This is a genomic window from Amycolatopsis orientalis (genome assembly GCF_000943515.2).
In the GTDB taxonomy this organism is placed as follows: domain Bacteria; phylum Actinomycetota; class Actinomycetes; order Mycobacteriales; family Pseudonocardiaceae; genus Amycolatopsis; species Amycolatopsis orientalis.
Window position 1 is genome coordinate 4,405,160 of the sequence record NZ_CP016174.1, and the last position, 17,285, is coordinate 4,422,444.

Below are 17,285 nucleotides of genomic sequence, written 5' to 3' on the forward strand. Positions count from 1 at the left end.
TGAGGATTCTGCATCCATGGCCGTGCCTTCCGTCGTCCTGAACAACGAGGTAACCATCCCCCAACTCGGTTTCGGCGTCTGGCAGGTGCCCGCGGGCGATACGGCCAAGGTCGTCCGGACCGCGATCGAAGCCGGGTACCGCGGCATCGACACCGCCGCGTCGTACCGGAACGAAGCCGGTGTCGGCGAGGCGATTCGCTCGGCGGGCGTGCCTCGCGACGAACTGTTCATCACCACGAAACTGCCGAATCCGGCCCACGGGTACGACGAGGCACTTCGCGCGTTCGACGCCAGCCTGGCGGAGCTGGGCTTGGACCGGGTCGACCTGTACCTGATCCACTGGCCGATGCCCACGCGCGGCAAATACGTCGAAACGTGGCGGGCGCTGGAAAAGCTCTACGCGGACGGACGGGTGCGGGCGATCGGCGTCTCGAACTTCCACGAGCCGCATCTGCGGCGGCTGTTCGACGAGACGGGGATCGTACCCGCGGTCAACCAGGTCGAGCTGCACCCCCGGCTGCAGCAGAAGGCGCTCCGGGAGTTCCACGCCGCGCACGGCATCGTCACCGAGGCCTGGAGTCCGCTCGCACAGGGATCACTGCTGTCCGACGCGACGCTGACCGCCCTGGCGGCCAAGTACGGCAAGAGCCCCGCGCAGCTGGTGCTGCGCTGGCATCTGCAGCTCGGCACGGTGGCCATCCCGAAATCCGTGACGCCGTCCCGGATCCGGGAGAACTTCGACGTCTTCGACTTCGAACTCGCCGAGGACGATCTGGCCGCCCTCGCCGAGTTCGACGACGGCACCCGTACCGGGCCCGACCCGGACACCTTCGACCTGGTCTAACGGCCCGGCTGGTGGCTCAGGTGGCCTTGATGCCCGCGGCGGCGAAGTCGGCCTGCTGGGCGGGCTGCTGCAGGAACTGCCGGAACGTCTGCGAGGCGCGCATCTGGACCTCGTCGATGGTCTTGCCGGCGAGCCCGACGAGCGGGTAGTCGGCCGAACGCGCCGTCGCGACCGACTGGGCGGGCGAACCGACCAATTCGGGCTTGGCGGTGTTCAGCTCTGTCACCCAGTAGGACGACTCGGGGATCCAGGCGGCGGGAAGACCGCCGATGGAGTCCAGGTTAGTGCGCCCGACGAGGCCGTCGAGCACGGCCGCCGAGGGCAGGGCGTCGATCTGGATGATCACACAGTGGTCGCGGACCACGGTCGCGGCGTTGTTCCAGCGTTCGGCCGCCGCGCGGACCGGCTTCTCGATGCTGGGGGTGACGACCACCCGCATCGGGGTGTCGCCGGCGCTGCAGGCCTTGGCCTGGGCCTCGGCGCGGGTGTTGAGCTCCCCGTCCGCCCAGTTCCAGCCGAACACACCGATCGCGACCAGGACCACGAGGACCAGGCAGGCGATCGGCCACTTGGCGATCCGGCGCCGCGGGGCCTTCTTCCCGACGATCCGGTGCGAACCGGTCGCCTCACCGCGACCCTGAGGCCGCTTCGGCGGATCGAGGGGATGCGGCACCGGCTCCTCGGCCACGCTGTGTCGCCCCATCGTTGTCCTTTCGAAACGTGCGCGCTCGCGCTGCGTATGCAATCAAACCGTTATCACTCTAACAGGGGAGGATGTTACGGGGAATGTGGCAACTCACAGTTGTTTTCCGCGTGTCGCGGGCGCCTTCTTTAACTCGGTCAGGAGCCGTTGGCAATGCGCTATCAGGTGCTCACGCAGCGGGGTGGCCCGGTGGGCGAAACCGGCCTGCGCGCGAGCGTACTCGGCCCGCCCCTCCGGGCTCTCGATGCGCACCGGTGCGTACCCGAACGACGCGAGGTCGTACGGGCTGGCGCGCATGTCCAGCTCCCGGATGTCCGCAGCCAGCTCGAAGCAGTCCCCGACCAGCTCGGCGGGGATGAACGGGTCGAGTTTGTAGGCCCACTTGAACAGGTCCATGTTCGCGTGCAGGCAGCCCGGCTGCTCGAACTCGATCTGGTTCTCCCGCTCCGGCCGCAGCGTGTTGCGCGGCCGGGCGGGCTCGGTGAAGAACCGGAAGGCGTCGAAATGCCCGCAGCGGATCTCCAGTGACTCGACGACGCCGTCCGTGCCTTCGGAGCCGAGGCGGAGCGGAAGTTGTGAGTGACGAACCTCATCCGCCGATTCCCGGTAAACCATTGCCCATTCATGGAGCCCGAAACAACTGAGCCTCGGTGCCCGGGACGCGGTCGCGGAAAGCAGGCCGAGCACGAATTCGGCGGTTTTGGCCCGGCCCTCGGTGAAACCGGCCGGATCCAGCATGACGCCGTCCGGCGTCTCGAGGTAGCCCTTCCGCTCCAGGAACCGGTGCGCGGACCGGCCTTCGAGCACCACGCCCGGCCCCGGCTGCCACCGTTCGAGGTGCCCCGGCCGGTGCGAGTAGTAGGTGAAGAGGAAGTCGAGCACCGGATGCTTCTCGCCCCGCGAGCGGCGGCGCTGGTGCGGTGTCGTCCAGCGCCGCATCCGGGTCACGTGGTCGTCCTCCCTGGCCAGCCAGACGGGCTCGGGGAGGACGATGGGGCCGGTCACGACATGACGTGGGTACCGTCGCGGACAGTTCCCACGTATTCCTCGACGAGGTCCTCCAGCGCGACGACGCCGACGGCGTTCCCCGCCGGGCTCAGCGCCCGCGCCAGGTGGCTGCCTTCCTTGCGCATCGCCGAAAGCGCCTCGTCCAGCCGGGCGTCGGCGCGCAGTTCGGTCAGCCCGCGCGTCTTGTCCGACGGCACCACGGTCGTCGGATCCTCGCCCACGAGGTCGAGGATGTCCTTGACGTGGATGTAGCCGGTCAGCGTCCCGTCGTCGGTGCACACCGGGAACCGCGAGAACCCGGTCGAGGACACCGCGCGTTCGACGTCGCCCAGGGTGGGCGAGCAGGGCAGCGTGGTCAGCTGAGCCGTCGGGACCAGTACGTCGGCCACCGTCTTCGCCACCGACGACAGCGTCTTGCTCAGCCGCTGGTGCTCGGACTGCTCCAGCAGCCCCTCGCGCCGTGACTCGCTGAGCAGTTCGGCGAGTTCGTCGGAGGTGTAGGCGGTTTCGAGTTCGTCCTTCGGCTCGACCTTGAACAGGCGCAGCAGCGAGTTCGCCACGAAGTTCAGCAGCCAGATGAACGGGTTGGCGACCTTGACCCAGGCCACGTGCACCGGGACCAGCCACAGCGCCAGTCGCTCGGGCTCGGCGATCGCGAGGTTCTTCGGCACCATCTCGCCGATGAGGACGTGCAGGATGGTGATGAACGCCAGCGCGATCGCGAACGAGATCGGGTGCAGCAGCACGTCGGGGATCCCGAGCAGCTCGAAGAACCCGGCCAGCTGATGCGCGATCGCCGGCTCGCCGAGCCGCCCGAGCAGCAGCGAGCAGATCGTGATGCCGAGCTGTGCGCCCGCGAGCATCAGCGAGACGTTCCTGCTCGCGTTGATGACGATCCGCGCGCGGGTTTTTCCCTGTTCCAGCAACGCTTCCAGCCTGTCACGCCGCGACGAGATCAGGGTGAACTCGGCGCCGACGAAGAAGGCGTTGGCCAGCAGCAGGACCACGACGAGGAAGATGTTGAACCAGTCGCTCATCGGGCGGGCTCCTGCTCGGCGGCCGTGGCGGTTTCGCTGACCCGGCGGACCTCGACCTCGGCGATGCGGAGACGGTCCATTTTGGTCACCGTGAGCCGCCAGGCGTCGAGATCGGTGGCGTCACCGGGGGAGGGGATCCGGCCGAGCCGTTCGAGGATCAGCCCGGCGATGGTCTCGTAGTCGCCGTCGGGCATCCGGAACCCGGTCTCGTCGGTGACTTCGTCGGCGCGAAGCTGTCCGGACACGAGCCAGTTGTCCGCGCCGACCTGCTGGGAGGACGGCGCTTCCCGCTCGTCGTGTTCGTCACGGACGTCGCCGATGATCTCTTCGACGACGTCCTCCAGCGTCACCAGTCCCGCGGTGCCGCCGTATTCGTCGACGACGATCGCGAGCTGGAACCGGGAATCGCGCAGCCGGTTGAGCAGTGAGTCGCCGGGCAGCGATTCGGGGACCGTCGGGATCGGCCGCATGACCGAGCCGATCCGCACCGAGGCGCGCTGGGTGGCGGGCACGGTGAAGGCCTGTTTGATGTGGACCGCGCCCTGCACGTCGTCGAGATCCTCGGTGTACACCGGGAACCGCGAGAATCCGGTGCGCCGCGAGATCTCGATGAGGTCGTTGATCGTGTCGTCGACGGTCAGCGATTCGAGCTGGACGCGCGGCGTCATCAGCTCGTCCGCGGTCCGCTCGCCGAAGCGCAGCGACTTGTCCAGCAGTTCGGCGGTCGAGGTGTCGAGCGTGCCGCTTTCGGCGCTGGAGCGCACGATCGAGCCGAGTTCCTGGGGCGAGCGGGCGGACCGCAGTTCCTCCTGCGGTTCGACGCCGAACTTGCGGACCAGGAAGTTGGCGCTGTTGTTCATCAGGGTGATGAGCCAGCGGAACAGGGACGAGAACCGCGAGTGGTACCCCGCGACGGCGCGCGCGGTCTGCAGCGGCCGGGCGATCGCGAGGTTCTTCGGCATCATCTCGCCGAGGATCATCGACAGCGACGTCGCCAGGACCAGCGCGACCGCCAGTGAGACACCCTTCGCCACGCCTTCGGAGAACCCGACGCCGGTGAACAGGGGGTGCAGCAGGTCGCCGATGACCGGTTCCGCGAGGTAACCGGTGATCAGCGTGGTGATGGTGATCGCCACCTGCGCGCCGGAGAGCTGGAACGAGAGGGTGCGGTGCGCCTTCTGCACGGTGTGCGCGCGGCGGTCGCCGACCTGGCGGACGTTCGCGTCGATCGTGCTGCGCTCGAGCGCGGTGAGGGAGAACTCAGCGGCGACGGCGAGGCCGGTGCCGATGGTCAGCAGCAGGAACAGGAGGATGCCGAGAACGGCGAACAGGATTTCCATCATTTCCCGCCCCTGGGAAGGGGACCGGCGGGAAACTCCGCGGAACAGCCGGGTGTGCCACCCGGCTCGATACTGTCACCAGGTGACTGCGCGTCGCGCACGAAAAGAGTCACTCCTCACTCGGGAACCAACGGATACCACCGCTGTACTGCGGTGATGGGACAATCTTAACGCGTTCCCCCGGCCGCGCGGGCGCGGTGCCGCCGCACGCTCTCCTCGACCAGGTCGAGGACGGGACCGAGATCGTCGCCCGGCAGCCCCATGGCCAGATGGGAGACGAGTCCTTCGAGGACCAGTTCGAGATAGGCGGTCAGGACGTCGACATCGACGTCGTCGCGCAGGATCCCGGCGTCGCGCTGGCGCAGCAGGCGGCGGCGGGTCGCGGCGGTCAGCTGGTGGGACCGCTCGGCCCAGCGGGCGCGGAACTCGGGGTCGGTGCGCAGCCGCCTCGACACCTCCAGGCGCGTGCCGAGCCAGTCGGCGGGGTGCTCACTGCGGTTGGAGAGCAGATCGCGCATCACCTGGACGAGACCCTGTTCGGCGACGACGTCGGCCATGCGGACCGCGTCGTCCTCGGCGAGCGCCAGGAACAGGGATTCCTTGTCGCGGAAGTGATGGAAGATGGCGCCCCGGGACAGGCCGGTGGCTTCCTCGAGCCGCCGGACGGTGGCACCCTCGTAGCCATACCGCGCGAAGCACACGCGGGAGCCGTCGAGGATCTGGCGCCGGCGTGCGTCGAGGTGATCCTGGCTGACCCGTGGCATCCTGGAATCCTGTCACCGGGAACCGGGGTAAAGCAATCCGTACGTACGTACTGTGACCAGTTCGCCCGATCTTCGCCCGACAGGGGGAACCGGGCGGCTCCGACACGCGTCCGAGGATCGATCGGATCGGCTGACAGCCCGCCGGTCGCTTGGCTACGCTTTGTCCGTCACGGTGCGTGAATGCTGAGGGGAAGGTGCGGGCGTGGACATCATCGGCGACGCCGCGAGCGCGATCAAGGCCGTCTGGGGTGATCTCACCACTCCGCCGGAGCCGACCGTTTACGGCGGCGGAGGCGGGGGTGGCGGCGGCTTCGAGATGAGTCCCGACGAGCTCCAGTCCGTCATCGGGCTGTGGAAGGAAGAGCTCCAGAAGGTCTCCGACGACGGCGACAAGATCGAGGACATCCTCTTCGAGCTGATGCCTCCCGGCCAGGACGAGGTCAGTTCCAGTTACGTCGACGCCGGTATGGACTCCCTGCAGTCGCTGAAGAAGCAGAACGAGTCGATGAAGGAGTACATCGTCGGGTACATCGCGAAGCTCGAGCTGGCCAAGACGAAGACGATGGCCACCGACGCGGCGAACACCATGCGGTCGACCTGAGGATGCCTAACGTGCTGAAGAGCTGTATCGCCGCCACGACGCTGGTGTTCGTCTCGGCGGCGCTGGTCGCCTGCTCGGGCGAGAACCCGGGCAAACCGAGTCCCACCACCGGGTCGGACGCCTCGTCGGGTGCCTCCTCGGCGCCCGCGAACCCGAACGTCCCGAAGGTGTCCGCCCCGCTCACCGTTCGCGACTCGTTCCTGACCGAGCCTTGCACCGTGGTGGCCGCGGCCGACCTCGCCGCGCTGGGATACACCGACCCGGGCCGCCCGGGTGGCGGCGCCAGTGGATCCGAGGGGACCAACCCGTCCTGCGGCTGGTCGATGTCCAAGCAGGGCAAGGGCAACGGGGTCCAGGTCCTCATCGGATCGGGGAACCGCGAGCGCGGCACCGGCGGGCTCGCCGGGTTCTACCAGGCCAAGGAGACGGGACGGATGAGGTTCGTCGCGCCGGGGCCGGAGGTCGACGGCTATCCGACGGTCTTCTATGGACTGTCCGACGAGCGGGCCGAGGGGAACTGCACGATGGCCGTCGGTGTCGCCGACGATCTGGCCATCGGCACGCTGGCCAAGAGCTATCAGGGTGAGCAGGATTCGTGTGAGACCGCGCAGAAGCTCGCGTCGGCCGTGATCAAGACACTCAAGGGGGCATGAGGGTGGACGGCAAGCAGATCTTCGAGAATTTCACCCAGGGTGACACCCGGAATCTCCGGAGCGCGGCGGATCGCGTGGCGGAGCTTTCGGACGCGTACGTCCAGCGGGGGATGAGCATCAAGTCCTTGCAGGAACGGATGAAGGCCTCCTGGACCGGCTCGGCCGCCGACGCCGCGAACGCGGGCGCGGGACCGCTCGAGCTGGCCTTCCGCGAGACGGCGGAGCCCCTCTTCACGACCAGGGATTCCGTGACCATGCAGGCCGACAGTTTCGACGAGTCCAGCTATTCGGTCGTCCCGGTGCCGCCGAAGCCGGAAAAGCCCAACCCCTGGACCACCGGCCTCAAGGGCGCGATCCCGATCGCCGGGCCGTTCATGGTCAACAACGACATCAAGAACTACCAAGAGGGTGTCGCGAAGCACGAGGCGGCGAACCAGAACAACGTCCGGGTGATGGACCAGTACGACACGTCCACGCTCGACACGAGGTCCAGCCTGCCGACCGACTACGGCGTGCTGAAGAGCGACGGCACGAACGTCAGCATCAAGGTCGACGGCGGCCCGCCGCCGATCAAGCCGCCGCCCGTCATCCCGGTGAAGCCCGGCAAGACGGGTGGCGGGGACGAGAACGACGGCACCGACACCAGCGGCACGGACGACAACGGCACCAACCAGAACCAGAACAGGCCGGGCACCGACCAGAACCAGAACCGGCCGGGGACGGGCGAGGACCGGCCGGTACCCCCGAGGGACCGGCCGGGCAACGACAACGGCATCACGACGCCGACGCGGAGGCCGGGTCCCGGCGACACGACGCTCCCGTCCGGCGGCGGCCGGGGCAGGCCGGGACAGACCACCGAGATCCCGGGCAGGGACCCCGGGCGCGGCGGTAACGGTGGTCTGGACGACGTCATCGGCCTCACCAACGGGCTCGGCCAGAACTACGGTCCCGGTGGTGGCGGCGGCAATCCGCCCGGCGGCGGCAGCGGGCGCAACGTGCCCGGCCCCGGCAGCGCGGCCGGACGGCTCCTCGGTGGCGAGGGCGGCACCGGCGGCCGCGCGGGCGGACCCGGTTCCGGTGGCCTGGGCGGCGGAAGGGGTTCCGGTATGGGGGGCCTCGGCGGCCTGGGCGGCGCCGACCACCTGGCCGGTGGCCGTGGTGCCGGTGGCCGCGGTGGTGCCGGTCAGATGGGCCCGATGGGGGCCGGCGGCAGGCGCGGCGAAGACGGTGACGAGGACGACGAGCACCAGCGTCCCGACTACCTGATCGAGGCCGACCCCGACGCGATCTTCGGCACCGACCAGCGGACCAGCCCGCCGGTCATCGGCGAGTAGCGGATGACCGTCAGAACGGGCCGGGTGGACGTCCCGGTCGAAGCCTTGGCGGCGCTCGCCGAACGCGAACGCGTCGGCGACCTGCACATCACGTTGCGTCCCGAACCGCGCTGGATCTCCAGGACGGCTCGCGCGGAGGCGGACAAGCGGGTCGAAGCCGCCCTGGCGCAGGCCGGGCTGCTGGACTCGAACGGCCGTACCTCGGTCGAGTTCCTGGACTGGCTGCCGGTGCTCACGAAACCTGCCATCGAGTACTACGGCTGGGTGAACGCCGGTGGCCAGACCTACGGCGTGCTCGCCGCTTCGCTGGGCTTGCAGGCGGTGCTGGCGGTGGCGTCCGGGGACTGGGTCGGACTCCAGGAGATCGACCGGCGTCGCCTGCCGGAGACGTTGATCGAGCAGCTGCCGCCCGTCCCCGCGGGCGGCGGCAGGCTCCGCACGATCCGCGCGTACGAACTCGAAGAGGCGGCGCGGCGCGGTCCGGACACGCATTCGCTACCGCCGGTCGTCGCCGACATCGTCAGCCTCGTGCAGCGGCCGGTCGAAGGGAGCGGTGAGCTCTACGCCGGCAAGCGCGACGAGGTCGGCAGGCATACGGCGGTCGAGGATCCGCTGCATTTCGCGGACACCGACTGGGGCCGGTACCTCAGCTACACGACGGGGCGGGGCAACGACACGGTGGTCCACATCGGACCCGCCGGGCCCGCGGAACTGGCGGACGCGCTCCGCCACGTGTCCTCGACTCTGGGCGGCTGATACCAGTAGTACATGAGGCCCCCTTTCTTGCGCCAGACGCGAGGAAGGGGGCCTTCATGTACTACACCCGCGTCCATGAAGGAATTAGGACACTCAACGTCCCAATTCCTTCATGGACGGCCTGCGCCATGACGAAGGTGTCTTCTCTTCATCGGGAGGTCGCGAGCGCCACGCTTGAGACGCTGATCGTCCCTGACGAGGCGCATGGGGCTCCCGCAACGGACTTTCAGTTCTTGTACCTACGGGGTCCGAGTCCCGGCGCTGGGCGGCAGTCTCGAAGGACCCCTTTGAGACGGTGAACGTCTCAAAGGGGTCCTTCAGGACGCCGCGGCGAGTAGGCAGCGGCCTGATCCGGACCGGACCCCCCTCGCGCGCGAAAACCCCGCGACCAAGCCCGCCATCCGGGCTATTGTGACAGCGCTGTTGTATTTCGCGCGGGTCTGGGAGGACGAGAACGTGACACGGCTCTATCCGGAAATCGAACCGTACGACCACGGGATGCTCGACGTCGGCGACGGGCACCTCGTGTACTGGGAGGTCTGCGGGAATCCCGACGGCAAACCCGCCGTCACGCTGCACGGCGGCCCCGGCACCGGCTGCAGCACCGGGCTGCGCCGTTACTTCGACCCGGACAGGTACCGCGTCGTGCTGTTCGACCAGCGGGGCTGCGGCCGGAGCACGCCGCACGCCGGCGAGCCCGAGGCCGACCTCTCCGCCAACACCACCGACCATCTGATCGCGGACATGGAGCTGCTCCGCGAGCGTCTGGGCATCGAAAAGTGGCTGATCTTCGGTGGTTCCTGGGGCTCGGTGCTGGCGCTGGTCTACGCCGAGCGATACCCGGACCGGGTGTCCGAGATGGTCCTGATGGGCCTGGCCACCGGGCGGCGGCGCGAGACCGACCTGCTCACCCGCGGCCTCGGCGGCGTCTTCCCCGAGGCCTGGGCCAGGTTCCGTGACGGCGTCCCCGAGGAGGACCGTGACGGCGACCTGGCGGCCGCCTACCACAAGCTGCTCATGGATCCGGACCCCGTGGTGCACGAGAAGGCGGCCGCGGACTGGTGCGCCTGGGAGGACGCGGTCATCCCGACTTCCCCGCCGTACAAGAGCTTCGAGTCGCCGAAGTTCCGGCTGGCGTTCGCGCGGCTGGTCACCCATTACTGGAGCCAGGGGTCCTTTTTGGACGAAGGCGTCGTCCTGCGGGAGGCCAAGAAGCTGGCCCATATCCCGGCCGTGCTCGCCGAAGGCAGTCTCGACCTGGGGAACCTCGTCGGCACCCCGTGGGAACTCGCGCACGCCTGGCCGGGCAGCGAACTGGTGATCATCGACGAGGTCGGCCACAGCACCCAGGACGAGCCGATGCGGGACGTCCTCATCGGCGCCACCGACCGCTTCGCCTCCTGACCCCGACGCGCGTGAAGGACTCCTTCCCGCGGCTCAGCCGAGGGAAGGAGTCCTTCACGCGCATGACGTCAGGGGATGACCAGAACCGGAGCGGTCTCGGCGGTGGTGGCGTCCGAACGGGTGGTTTCGGCGAGCCGGAGGCCGGTGGTGCGGGGTGCGATCCGGTCGAGGTTCCAGGAACTCAGCAGCAGCGCCACCTTCGCGCGCATCTCGGTCCGCAGCCGCAGGAACGAGTCGGCCGGGTCCGCGCCGACCTCGCCGAGCAGGAGCCACCAGGCCCACGCGGCCGCACCGGCGTTGGCGACGAAGTCCGGGATGACCGGGATCCCGCGTGCGGCCAGGCCCGCTTCGGCGTCGGGGGTGGTCGCCGCGTTGGCCGCCTCGATGACGACCTTCGCCTTGACGGCGCCCTGGTTCCCGGCGCGCAGCGCGTAGGAGATCGCCGCCGGGACGAAGATGTCGGCCTCCGTCGCGACGATCTCGTCGCGGGGCAGCAGCCGGACGTCCGACGGCAGCCGGCTCCGGTCGATCTCGCCGTACTCGTCACGCAGGTCCAGCAACGCCGGGATGTCGAGGCCTTCGGGCCGGTACAGCGTGCCGGCCGCGTCGGCGACCGCGACGACGTTCATCCCGGCTTCGTGCAGGTACCAGGCCGCGCCGCCACCCATGGTGCCGATGCCCTGCACGGCGACGGTGGTCTTCTCGACCGGCCACTCCCACGCGTCGGCGACGCCGAGGCAGGCCTGCGCGACGCCGTAGCCGCCGATGACGTCCCCGAGCAGGAGCCCGCCGGGGACCGGGGTGCTCAACCCGGCCTGCACGCGGCGAAGGGTGTGCGCCGGATCGGCCGAACGGCGGATCGCGGCGTGGTACGACTGCTCCAGCCCGAGCTTCGCGAACACCTCGTCGATCAGGTGCTGCGGCACGCCGAGGTCTTCGGCGGTCACCCAGTGGTTGTCGATCCACGGCCGCAGGAACGCGCAGAACCGTTCCAGGACACCGAAAGCCCGGTCGTCCTTGGGATCGAAGTCGATACCGCCCTTGGCACCGCCGACCGGGAGGCCGAAGGTCGCGGTCTTGTTCGCCATCCCCCTGGCCAGGTCCTCGACCTCGGACATCGTGCAGCCCGCACGCATCCGGGTGCCGCCGGTCGCGATACCGGAGACCAGGCTGTGCACGACGAGGTAGCCGGTCGCGCCGGTGACGGGGTCGGTCCAGATGAGCCTCATCAGCGGTTCGGCGTTCCTCGCGGCCATGCGGCCACCTCCTTCGGGTTCGGGTTCGTCCTGCGCCACTTCCGAGGGTGCGCCCCGGCGGGCACGGGCGTCCATTTACCGAATCTGAACGATGTCGTGCAGAGAAACTGGTGTAACGCGTCATCCGGCGTCCGCGACCGCGCCCGTTTACGTTGGGGACATGGAGCTTTCGTTGCACCGCCTGCGGATGCTGCGCGAGCTGAGCAGGCGCGGCACCGTCACGGCGGCCGCGGCGTCACTGCATTACACCGCGTCGGCGGTGTCGCAGCAGCTGGCTCAGTTGGAGCGGGACGTCGGCGCGAAGCTGTTCGAACGATTCGGCAGACGGGTGCAGCTGACGGAACTGGGGCTTCTGCTGACCGAGCACGCCGAGGAGATCCTGGGTTCGGTCGAGCGCGCGACGCTGGCGCTGGAGGAGGCCCAGTCGACCGTCTCGGTCCGGCTGATGGCCGGGGTGTGGGCTTCGGTCGCCTCCGGGCTTCTCCCGCACGCACTGGCCGCGCTCGCGGGCGACCATCCGGGCATCCAGGTGCGGACCCGGGAACTGGCGCCCGAGGACACCGCCGACGCCGTCCGCGACGGTGAACTGGACCTGTCGTTCGTGATCGACTACTCCGACGCGCCGATGCCGTGGGACGCCGGCCTGGAGCGCGCGGTGATCGCCGTCGAACGGCTGCACGCCGCGGTGCCGTCCGGCGCCGTCCCCGCGGGCAGCGCGTCGCTGCTCGAACTGGCCGAGCATCCGTGGATCCTCGCCAGCCCGAAGAGTCATTTCGGCCGCGCGGTGCGCACCGCCTGCCACCGGCACGGGTTCGAACCCAAGATCAACCACGAGGTGGAAGAGCAGTCGACGGCGATGGCGATGGTCCGGGCCGGGCTCGGGGTAACCCTCGTGTCCGATCTCGGGCTCGGTCTCCGGCCGCCGGGGATCGACGTTGTCGCGTTGACCACACCGTTGCTCCGAACGGTTTCGATCGCCTACCGGACGACGTCGTCGCGGCGGCAGGCCCTGCAGCTGGTGATCCAGGCGGTCCGCACCGCGGCCGCTGCGCTGGGCCTGGGCACGGAGCCCGCTTTGCCCTGACTCGTCCTGTCTTGCGTGGTGGTCCGGCGATCCTGCCCGGTAAGAACCGACCTGAATTTGTCGGACCCCGCGTGTAGCGTCCGAAGTCAAGGTTTCTCAGTGATCGGACAACCGACTGGACGGCGGAAAGATGACTACTGTTCATGATTTCCCCGAGAAGTCCGGGAGCGCGTCGAACGCGACGGCGAAGGTCCTTTCGGACCGCGCCGAAGGCGAGGCGTATGTGGCTTCCGTGTGCTTCAAACACGGGCCACCGAGACTTCTCGGCGTAGAGCTGGAGTACACCGTGCACTACGCCGACGAGCCCGCCCGGCCCCTCGAACCCGACGATCTCGCCGCCGCGCTCGGCCCGCACACCCCGCGGACGTTGCGCCCCGACAGCCCCGCCCTCCCGCTTCCGGCAGGTTCACCCCTGAGCCTCGAGCCCGGATGTCAGGTGGAGATCTCCGCTCAACCCCAGACCACGCTGCGCCACCTGGACGCCGTCGTCTCGGCCGATCTGGCCCATCTCCAAGACCTTCTCGCCGCCCGAGGCCTGTACCTCGGTGACAGCGGGATAGACAGGTTTCGTGCCCCCGCCCGCAAACTGGGCACACCCCGCTACGCCGCCATGGAACGCCGCTTCGCCCCGATGGGCGAGGGCGGCGCGACGATGATGTGCAGCACGGCGGGCCTGCAGGTCTGTGTGGACGCCGGCGAGGAACGCGATCTCGCCACCCGCTGGGCCGCCGTCCACGCCCTCGGCCCGCCCTTGCTGGCCACCTTCGCCAATTCCCGGGTCCACGCCGGACGCGACACCGGCCACGCGTCCGCGCGCTGGCTGGCCGTGATGGACACCGAGCAGGCCCGGACCCGTTCGGCGGAGCCGGGCCGGGATCCGGCGGGGGAGTGGGCACGCCGGATCCTCGACACCCCGCTGATGGTGCTGCCCGGCCGCGACGGTGGCTGGGACGCGCCCGATTCGCTGACTTTCGCCGACTGGATCGACGGAAGGGGCGCGGGCGCCGGACTCGGCAAGCCGACCGAGGACGACCTGGCCTATCACCTGACGACCTTCTTCACGCCGGTCCGTCCACAGGGGTACCTGGAGATCCGCTACCTGGACGCGCAGCCCGCCGCCAAGTGGCTGCATCCGGTGGCCCTGCTGACCGCCCTGCTCGCACGCCCGTCCACAGTGGACAAAGTGCTCGAATTGTGCGAACCGGTCATGGGCAGATGGGAGTGCGCGGCCCGGTTCGGTCTCGCCGACCGGGCGATCGCGGCCGTCGCGAGCGAGGTGGTGGACCTCGGTTGTGCCGAACTCGGCATGACGGGTCTGCCGCCGGAGAGCATCACCGAGATCAGCGAGGGCGTGCAGTCCCTCGTGCACGGTTCGAGGAGTCACCAGTCATGAGCGTGGAAAGCATCGAGACCAACCCGCTTCGCGCGCTGAGCCCGCAAGACCTGCGGGCCCACGCGGCCGAGGCGCTCACCAGGGCCCGCGAGCGCAGTGTCGCGCTGACCGACATCGACGACGAAGAGCTGGTCCGCCAGCATTCGAAGCTGATGTCCCCGCTGGTCTGGGATCTGGCGCATATCGGCAGCCAGGAAGAACTCTGGCTGGTCCGTGACGTCGGCGGCCGCGAGGCGCTGCGCCCGGACATCGACGACATCTACGACGCGTTCCAGCACGCCCGCGCCGATCGCCCGGAGTTGCCGTTGCTGGGCCCGGAAGAGGCGCGCAAGTACGTCAGCGAGGTACGGGAGAAGTCCTTCGACATCCTGGAAAACGTTCCGCTGCAAGGCAGGCGGCTCACCCAGGACGCCTTCGCCTTCGGCATGATCACCCAGCACGAGCAGCAGCACGACGAGACGATGCTGGCCACCCACCAGCTCCGCAAGGGCGATCCGGTGCTGCACGCGCCCGCTCCGCCCTCCGCGCGGTCCGGGCGGCTGCCCGCCGAAGTCCTCGTCCCCGGCGGGGCCTTCACCATGGGCACCTCGGCGGAACCCTGGGCGCTGGACAACGAGCGCCCGGCGCACGAGGTCGCGGTGGAGGCGTTCTTCATCGACACCACACCGGTGACCTGCGGGGCGTATATCGAGTTCCTCGACTCCGGGGGCTATCAGGACCCGAAGTGGTGGAGCGAGCGAGGCTGGGCGTACCGGAGCGAACACGGGATCACCGCGCCACGCTTCTGGAAGCGCGAGCAGGACGGCTGGTGGCGCACGCGGTTCGGCGTCTACGAGAAGGTGCCCGCCGCGGAGCCGGTGGTCCACGTTTCCTTCCACGAGGCCGAGGCGTACGCCGCTTGGGCGGGCAGGCGCCTGCCCACGGAACCGGAATGGGAGAAGGCGGCCCGGTTCGATCCGGCGACCGGCCGTTCACGCCGGTTCCCTTGGGGCGATGAGGAACCCACCCCCGAGCACGCCAACCTCGGGCAGCGGCACCTGCGGCCCGCGGAAGCGGGCGCGTATCCGGCGGGGGCGTCGCCGCTGGGCGTGCACCAGCTGATCGGGGACGTCTGGGAGTGGACCAGCAGCGGGTTCGAGGCGTATCCGGGATTCGCGGCGTTCCCGTACCGGGAGTACTCCGAAGTGTTCTTCGGCGGTGACTACCGGATCCTGCGCGGCGGCTCGTTCGGCACGGACGCGGCGGCCATCCGCGGCACGTTCCGCAACTGGGACCATCCCATCCGACGGCAGATCTTCTCCGGGTTCCGCTGTGCCCGGGACGCGCGACCGGGCGAGGTGGGCTGAGCGGCATGTGCCGTCACCTCGCGTATCTCGGTGAGCCGCGTTCGCCCGCCGAAGTGCTCTTCCACGCCCCGCGTTCCCTGCTCGTGCAGTCCTACGCCCCGGCCGACATGCGGGGCGGCGGTTCGGTCAACGCGGACGGCTACGGCCTCGGCTGGTACGCCGAGGGCCCGGAGCCGCTGCGCCTGCGCCGGTCCGCTCCCCTGTGGACGGACGGGGACCTGCCCGCGCTGGCCGGGTCGGTGCGGTCGCCCGCCTTCATGGCGGCGGTCCGCAACGGCACGACGGGGATGCCGGTGGTCGAGGCGGCCACCGCGCCGTTCACCGGCGGCCGGTACCTCTTCAGCCACAACGGGCTGATCAGGGGCTGGCCGGATTCGATGGCCGAACTGGCCGCGAAACTCCCGGTCACCCGCCTGCTGACGCTGGAGGCGACGACCGATTCGGTGCTGCTGTGGGCTTTGCTGCGTGAGCGGCTCGAAGCGGGCGAAGACCCGCTCGCGGCCGTCACGTGGCTGACCCGCGCCGTCGAGGAAGCCGGGCCGGGATCACGGCTCAACTTCCTGCTGACGGACGGGAGCACGCTCATCGGCACCGCCTGGACGCATTCACTGTCCTATCGGGACACCGGCGGCGGAGTCCTCGTCGCGTCCGAACCGTGCGACGACGATCCCGGCTGGACACCCGTTCCCGAACACCACGCCGTCCGGGTCACCGGAGAGGGCGTGGAAATCATCGCCCTGGAAGAAAACCCCGCCCTCGAAGCCGATCGGAGCCCTGAGGCACGATGACCGAAGTGGATCTCGACGTACACCACAGCGAGTCGGACATCACCGAGCAGCTGTGCGCGGACGTCCGCACCGGCCTGGAGTCCGACCAGAAGTGGTTGTCGCCCAAATGGTTCTACGACGCGCGCGGCAGCGAACTGTTCGAGAAGATCACCGCGCTGCCCGAGTACTACCCGACCCGCAGCGAACGGGAGGTGCTCGCCGCGCGCGGCGGCGAGATCGCGGAAAGCTCCGGCGCGCACACGCTCGTCGAACTCGGTTCCGGGTCGAGTGAGAAGACCCGGCTCCTGCTCGACGCGCTCACGAGCCACGGCACGCTGAAGGAGTTCGTCCCGCTCGACGTCTCCGAAACCGCGCTCGCCGAAGCAGCGGAAGCCATCACGGCCGACTACCCCTCCCTCGCGGTCCGCGGCGTGGTCGGGGACTTCACCCGGCACCTCGACCTGCTGCCGGGGGACCGGCCCCGGCTGGTGGTCTTCCTCGGCGGCACGATCGGCAATTTCCTGCCCGCCGATCGCGCCACCTTCCTGCGCTCGGTCCGTGAAGTGCTCGACGAAGGGGAGTGGCTCCTGCTCGGGACGGATCTGGTGAAGGACCGGGAAACGCTGGAACGCGCCTACGACGACGCGGCCGGGGTCACCGCCGAGTTCAACCGCAACATGCTCCACGTGATCAACAACGGCCTCGGCGCGAATTTCGATCCGGCCGCCTTCGACCACGTCTCGTATTGGGACGAGGAGAACGAATGGATCGAAATGCGCCTGCGTGCCCGTGAGTCGATGACCATCGACATCCCGGGCGCCGACCTGCGGGTGAAATTCGCCGAGGGCGAGTACGTGCGCACCGAGATCTCCGCGAAGTTCCGGCGGGAGGGTATCGCCGCCGAACTGGCCGAAGCCGGATTCGCGGTGGAGAAATGGTGGACGGACTCGGAATCGCGGTTCGGGGTGAGCCTGGCAAGATCTGTGCGTGGCTAA

17 protein-coding genes are annotated in these 17,285 nt (G+C 69.2%); 11 read left to right on the top strand and 6 right to left on the bottom strand.

Going from position 1 to position 17,285, the window contains the following annotated elements; genetic code table 11:
* The first annotated feature begins 16 nt into the window (after positions 1–16).
* Positions 17–844 (top strand): aldo/keto reductase, encoded by an 828-nt coding sequence (locus SD37_RS19180; RefSeq protein ID WP_044853191.1) that lies wholly within the window; start codon positions 17–19, stop codon positions 842–844.
* Positions 845–860: 16 nt separating this feature from the next.
* Here the strand turns inward: SD37_RS19180 and SD37_RS19185 are convergent, their stop codons facing one another.
* The 5 genes from SD37_RS19185 to SD37_RS19205 all read right to left on the bottom strand — a co-directional run bounded on the left by SD37_RS19185 (position 861) and on the right by SD37_RS19205 (position 5,696).
* Complete coding sequence (locus SD37_RS19185; protein WP_236725418.1) at positions 861–1,547, bottom strand: hypothetical protein; 687 nt, start codon at positions 1,545–1,547, stop codon at positions 861–863.
* 93 nt (positions 1,548–1,640) lie between these two features.
* Positions 1,641–2,552 carry a 3-methyladenine DNA glycosylase gene (locus SD37_RS19190; protein WP_044853193.1) on the bottom strand — a complete coding sequence of 304 codons (912 nt, stop codon included), beginning with the start codon at positions 2,550–2,552 and terminating at the stop codon, positions 1,641–1,643.
* Positions 2,549–3,592, bottom strand: a complete 1,044-nt coding sequence (locus SD37_RS19195; RefSeq protein ID WP_037305110.1) for a hemolysin family protein — start codon at positions 3,590–3,592, stop codon at positions 2,549–2,551. The genes SD37_RS19190 and SD37_RS19195 overlap by 4 nt, the downstream gene beginning before the upstream one ends.
* On the bottom strand, positions 3,589–4,935 hold the full coding sequence (locus tag SD37_RS19200) for a hemolysin family protein (protein ID WP_044853194.1): 1,347 nt from the start codon (positions 4,933–4,935) through the stop codon (positions 3,589–3,591). The genes SD37_RS19195 and SD37_RS19200 overlap by 4 nt, the downstream gene beginning before the upstream one ends.
* Before the next feature lie 164 nt (positions 4,936–5,099).
* The gene (locus SD37_RS19205) at positions 5,100–5,696 is read right to left on the bottom strand and encodes a TetR/AcrR family transcriptional regulator (RefSeq protein WP_044853195.1); all 597 of its coding nucleotides are present in this window, start codon (positions 5,694–5,696) and stop codon (positions 5,100–5,102) included.
* Between the two features lie 202 nt (positions 5,697–5,898).
* On the opposite strand from SD37_RS19205, the gene SD37_RS19210 reads away from it, so the two are divergent.
* From SD37_RS19210 to pip, 5 genes are all read left to right on the top strand, one after another.
* Positions 5,899–6,297, top strand: a complete 399-nt coding sequence (locus tag SD37_RS19210; protein ID WP_044853196.1) for a hypothetical protein — start codon at positions 5,899–5,901, stop codon at positions 6,295–6,297.
* Between the two features lie 2 nt (positions 6,298–6,299).
* Positions 6,300–6,950 carry a DUF3558 family protein gene (locus tag SD37_RS19215; protein WP_044853197.1) on the top strand — a complete coding sequence of 217 codons (651 nt, stop codon included), beginning with the start codon at positions 6,300–6,302 and terminating at the stop codon, positions 6,948–6,950.
* Positions 6,947–8,284, top strand: a complete 1,338-nt coding sequence (locus SD37_RS19220; protein WP_145926669.1) for a hypothetical protein — start codon at positions 6,947–6,949, stop codon at positions 8,282–8,284. Before SD37_RS19215 ends, SD37_RS19220 begins: the two co-directional genes overlap by 4 nt.
* Before the next feature lie 24 nt (positions 8,285–8,308).
* The gene (locus SD37_RS19225) at positions 8,309–9,040 is read left to right on the top strand and encodes an ESX secretion-associated protein EspG (RefSeq protein ID WP_083255289.1); all 732 of its coding nucleotides are present in this window, start codon (positions 8,309–8,311) and stop codon (positions 9,038–9,040) included.
* 411 nt (positions 9,041–9,451) lie between these two features.
* Positions 9,452–10,444, top strand: coding sequence for a prolyl aminopeptidase (gene pip / locus SD37_RS19230; RefSeq protein WP_083255011.1), 993 nt, complete (start codon positions 9,452–9,454; stop codon positions 10,442–10,444).
* Between the two features lie 68 nt (positions 10,445–10,512).
* On the opposite strand, the gene SD37_RS19235 is transcribed toward pip, so the two are convergent.
* A complete protein-coding gene (locus SD37_RS19235; RefSeq protein WP_044853200.1) occupies positions 10,513–11,700 on the bottom strand; it encodes a Glu/Leu/Phe/Val family dehydrogenase in 1,188 nt (395 codons plus the stop codon).
* 160 nt (positions 11,701–11,860) lie between these two features.
* Between SD37_RS19235 and SD37_RS19240 the strand changes: the two genes are divergently transcribed.
* From SD37_RS19240 to egtD, 5 genes are all read left to right on the top strand, one after another.
* Positions 11,861–12,784 (top strand): LysR family transcriptional regulator, encoded by a 924-nt coding sequence (locus SD37_RS19240; RefSeq protein ID WP_044853201.1) that lies wholly within the window; start codon positions 11,861–11,863, stop codon positions 12,782–12,784.
* Between the two features lie 130 nt (positions 12,785–12,914).
* A complete protein-coding gene (locus SD37_RS19245; protein WP_044853202.1) occupies positions 12,915–14,177 on the top strand; it encodes a glutamate-cysteine ligase family protein in 1,263 nt (420 codons plus the stop codon).
* Positions 14,174–15,523: an ergothioneine biosynthesis protein EgtB gene (gene egtB, locus SD37_RS19250; protein WP_044853203.1), complete on the top strand. Its 1,350-nt coding sequence runs from the start codon at positions 14,174–14,176 to the stop codon at positions 15,521–15,523. The genes SD37_RS19245 and egtB overlap by 4 nt, the downstream gene beginning before the upstream one ends.
* Before the next feature lie 5 nt (positions 15,524–15,528).
* On the top strand, positions 15,529–16,311 hold the full coding sequence (egtC, locus tag SD37_RS19255) for an ergothioneine biosynthesis protein EgtC (RefSeq protein WP_044853204.1): 783 nt from the start codon (positions 15,529–15,531) through the stop codon (positions 16,309–16,311).
* Positions 16,308–17,285: an L-histidine N(alpha)-methyltransferase gene (gene egtD / locus SD37_RS19260; RefSeq protein WP_044853205.1), complete on the top strand. Its 978-nt coding sequence runs from the start codon at positions 16,308–16,310 to the stop codon at positions 17,283–17,285. Before egtC ends, egtD begins: the two co-directional genes overlap by 4 nt.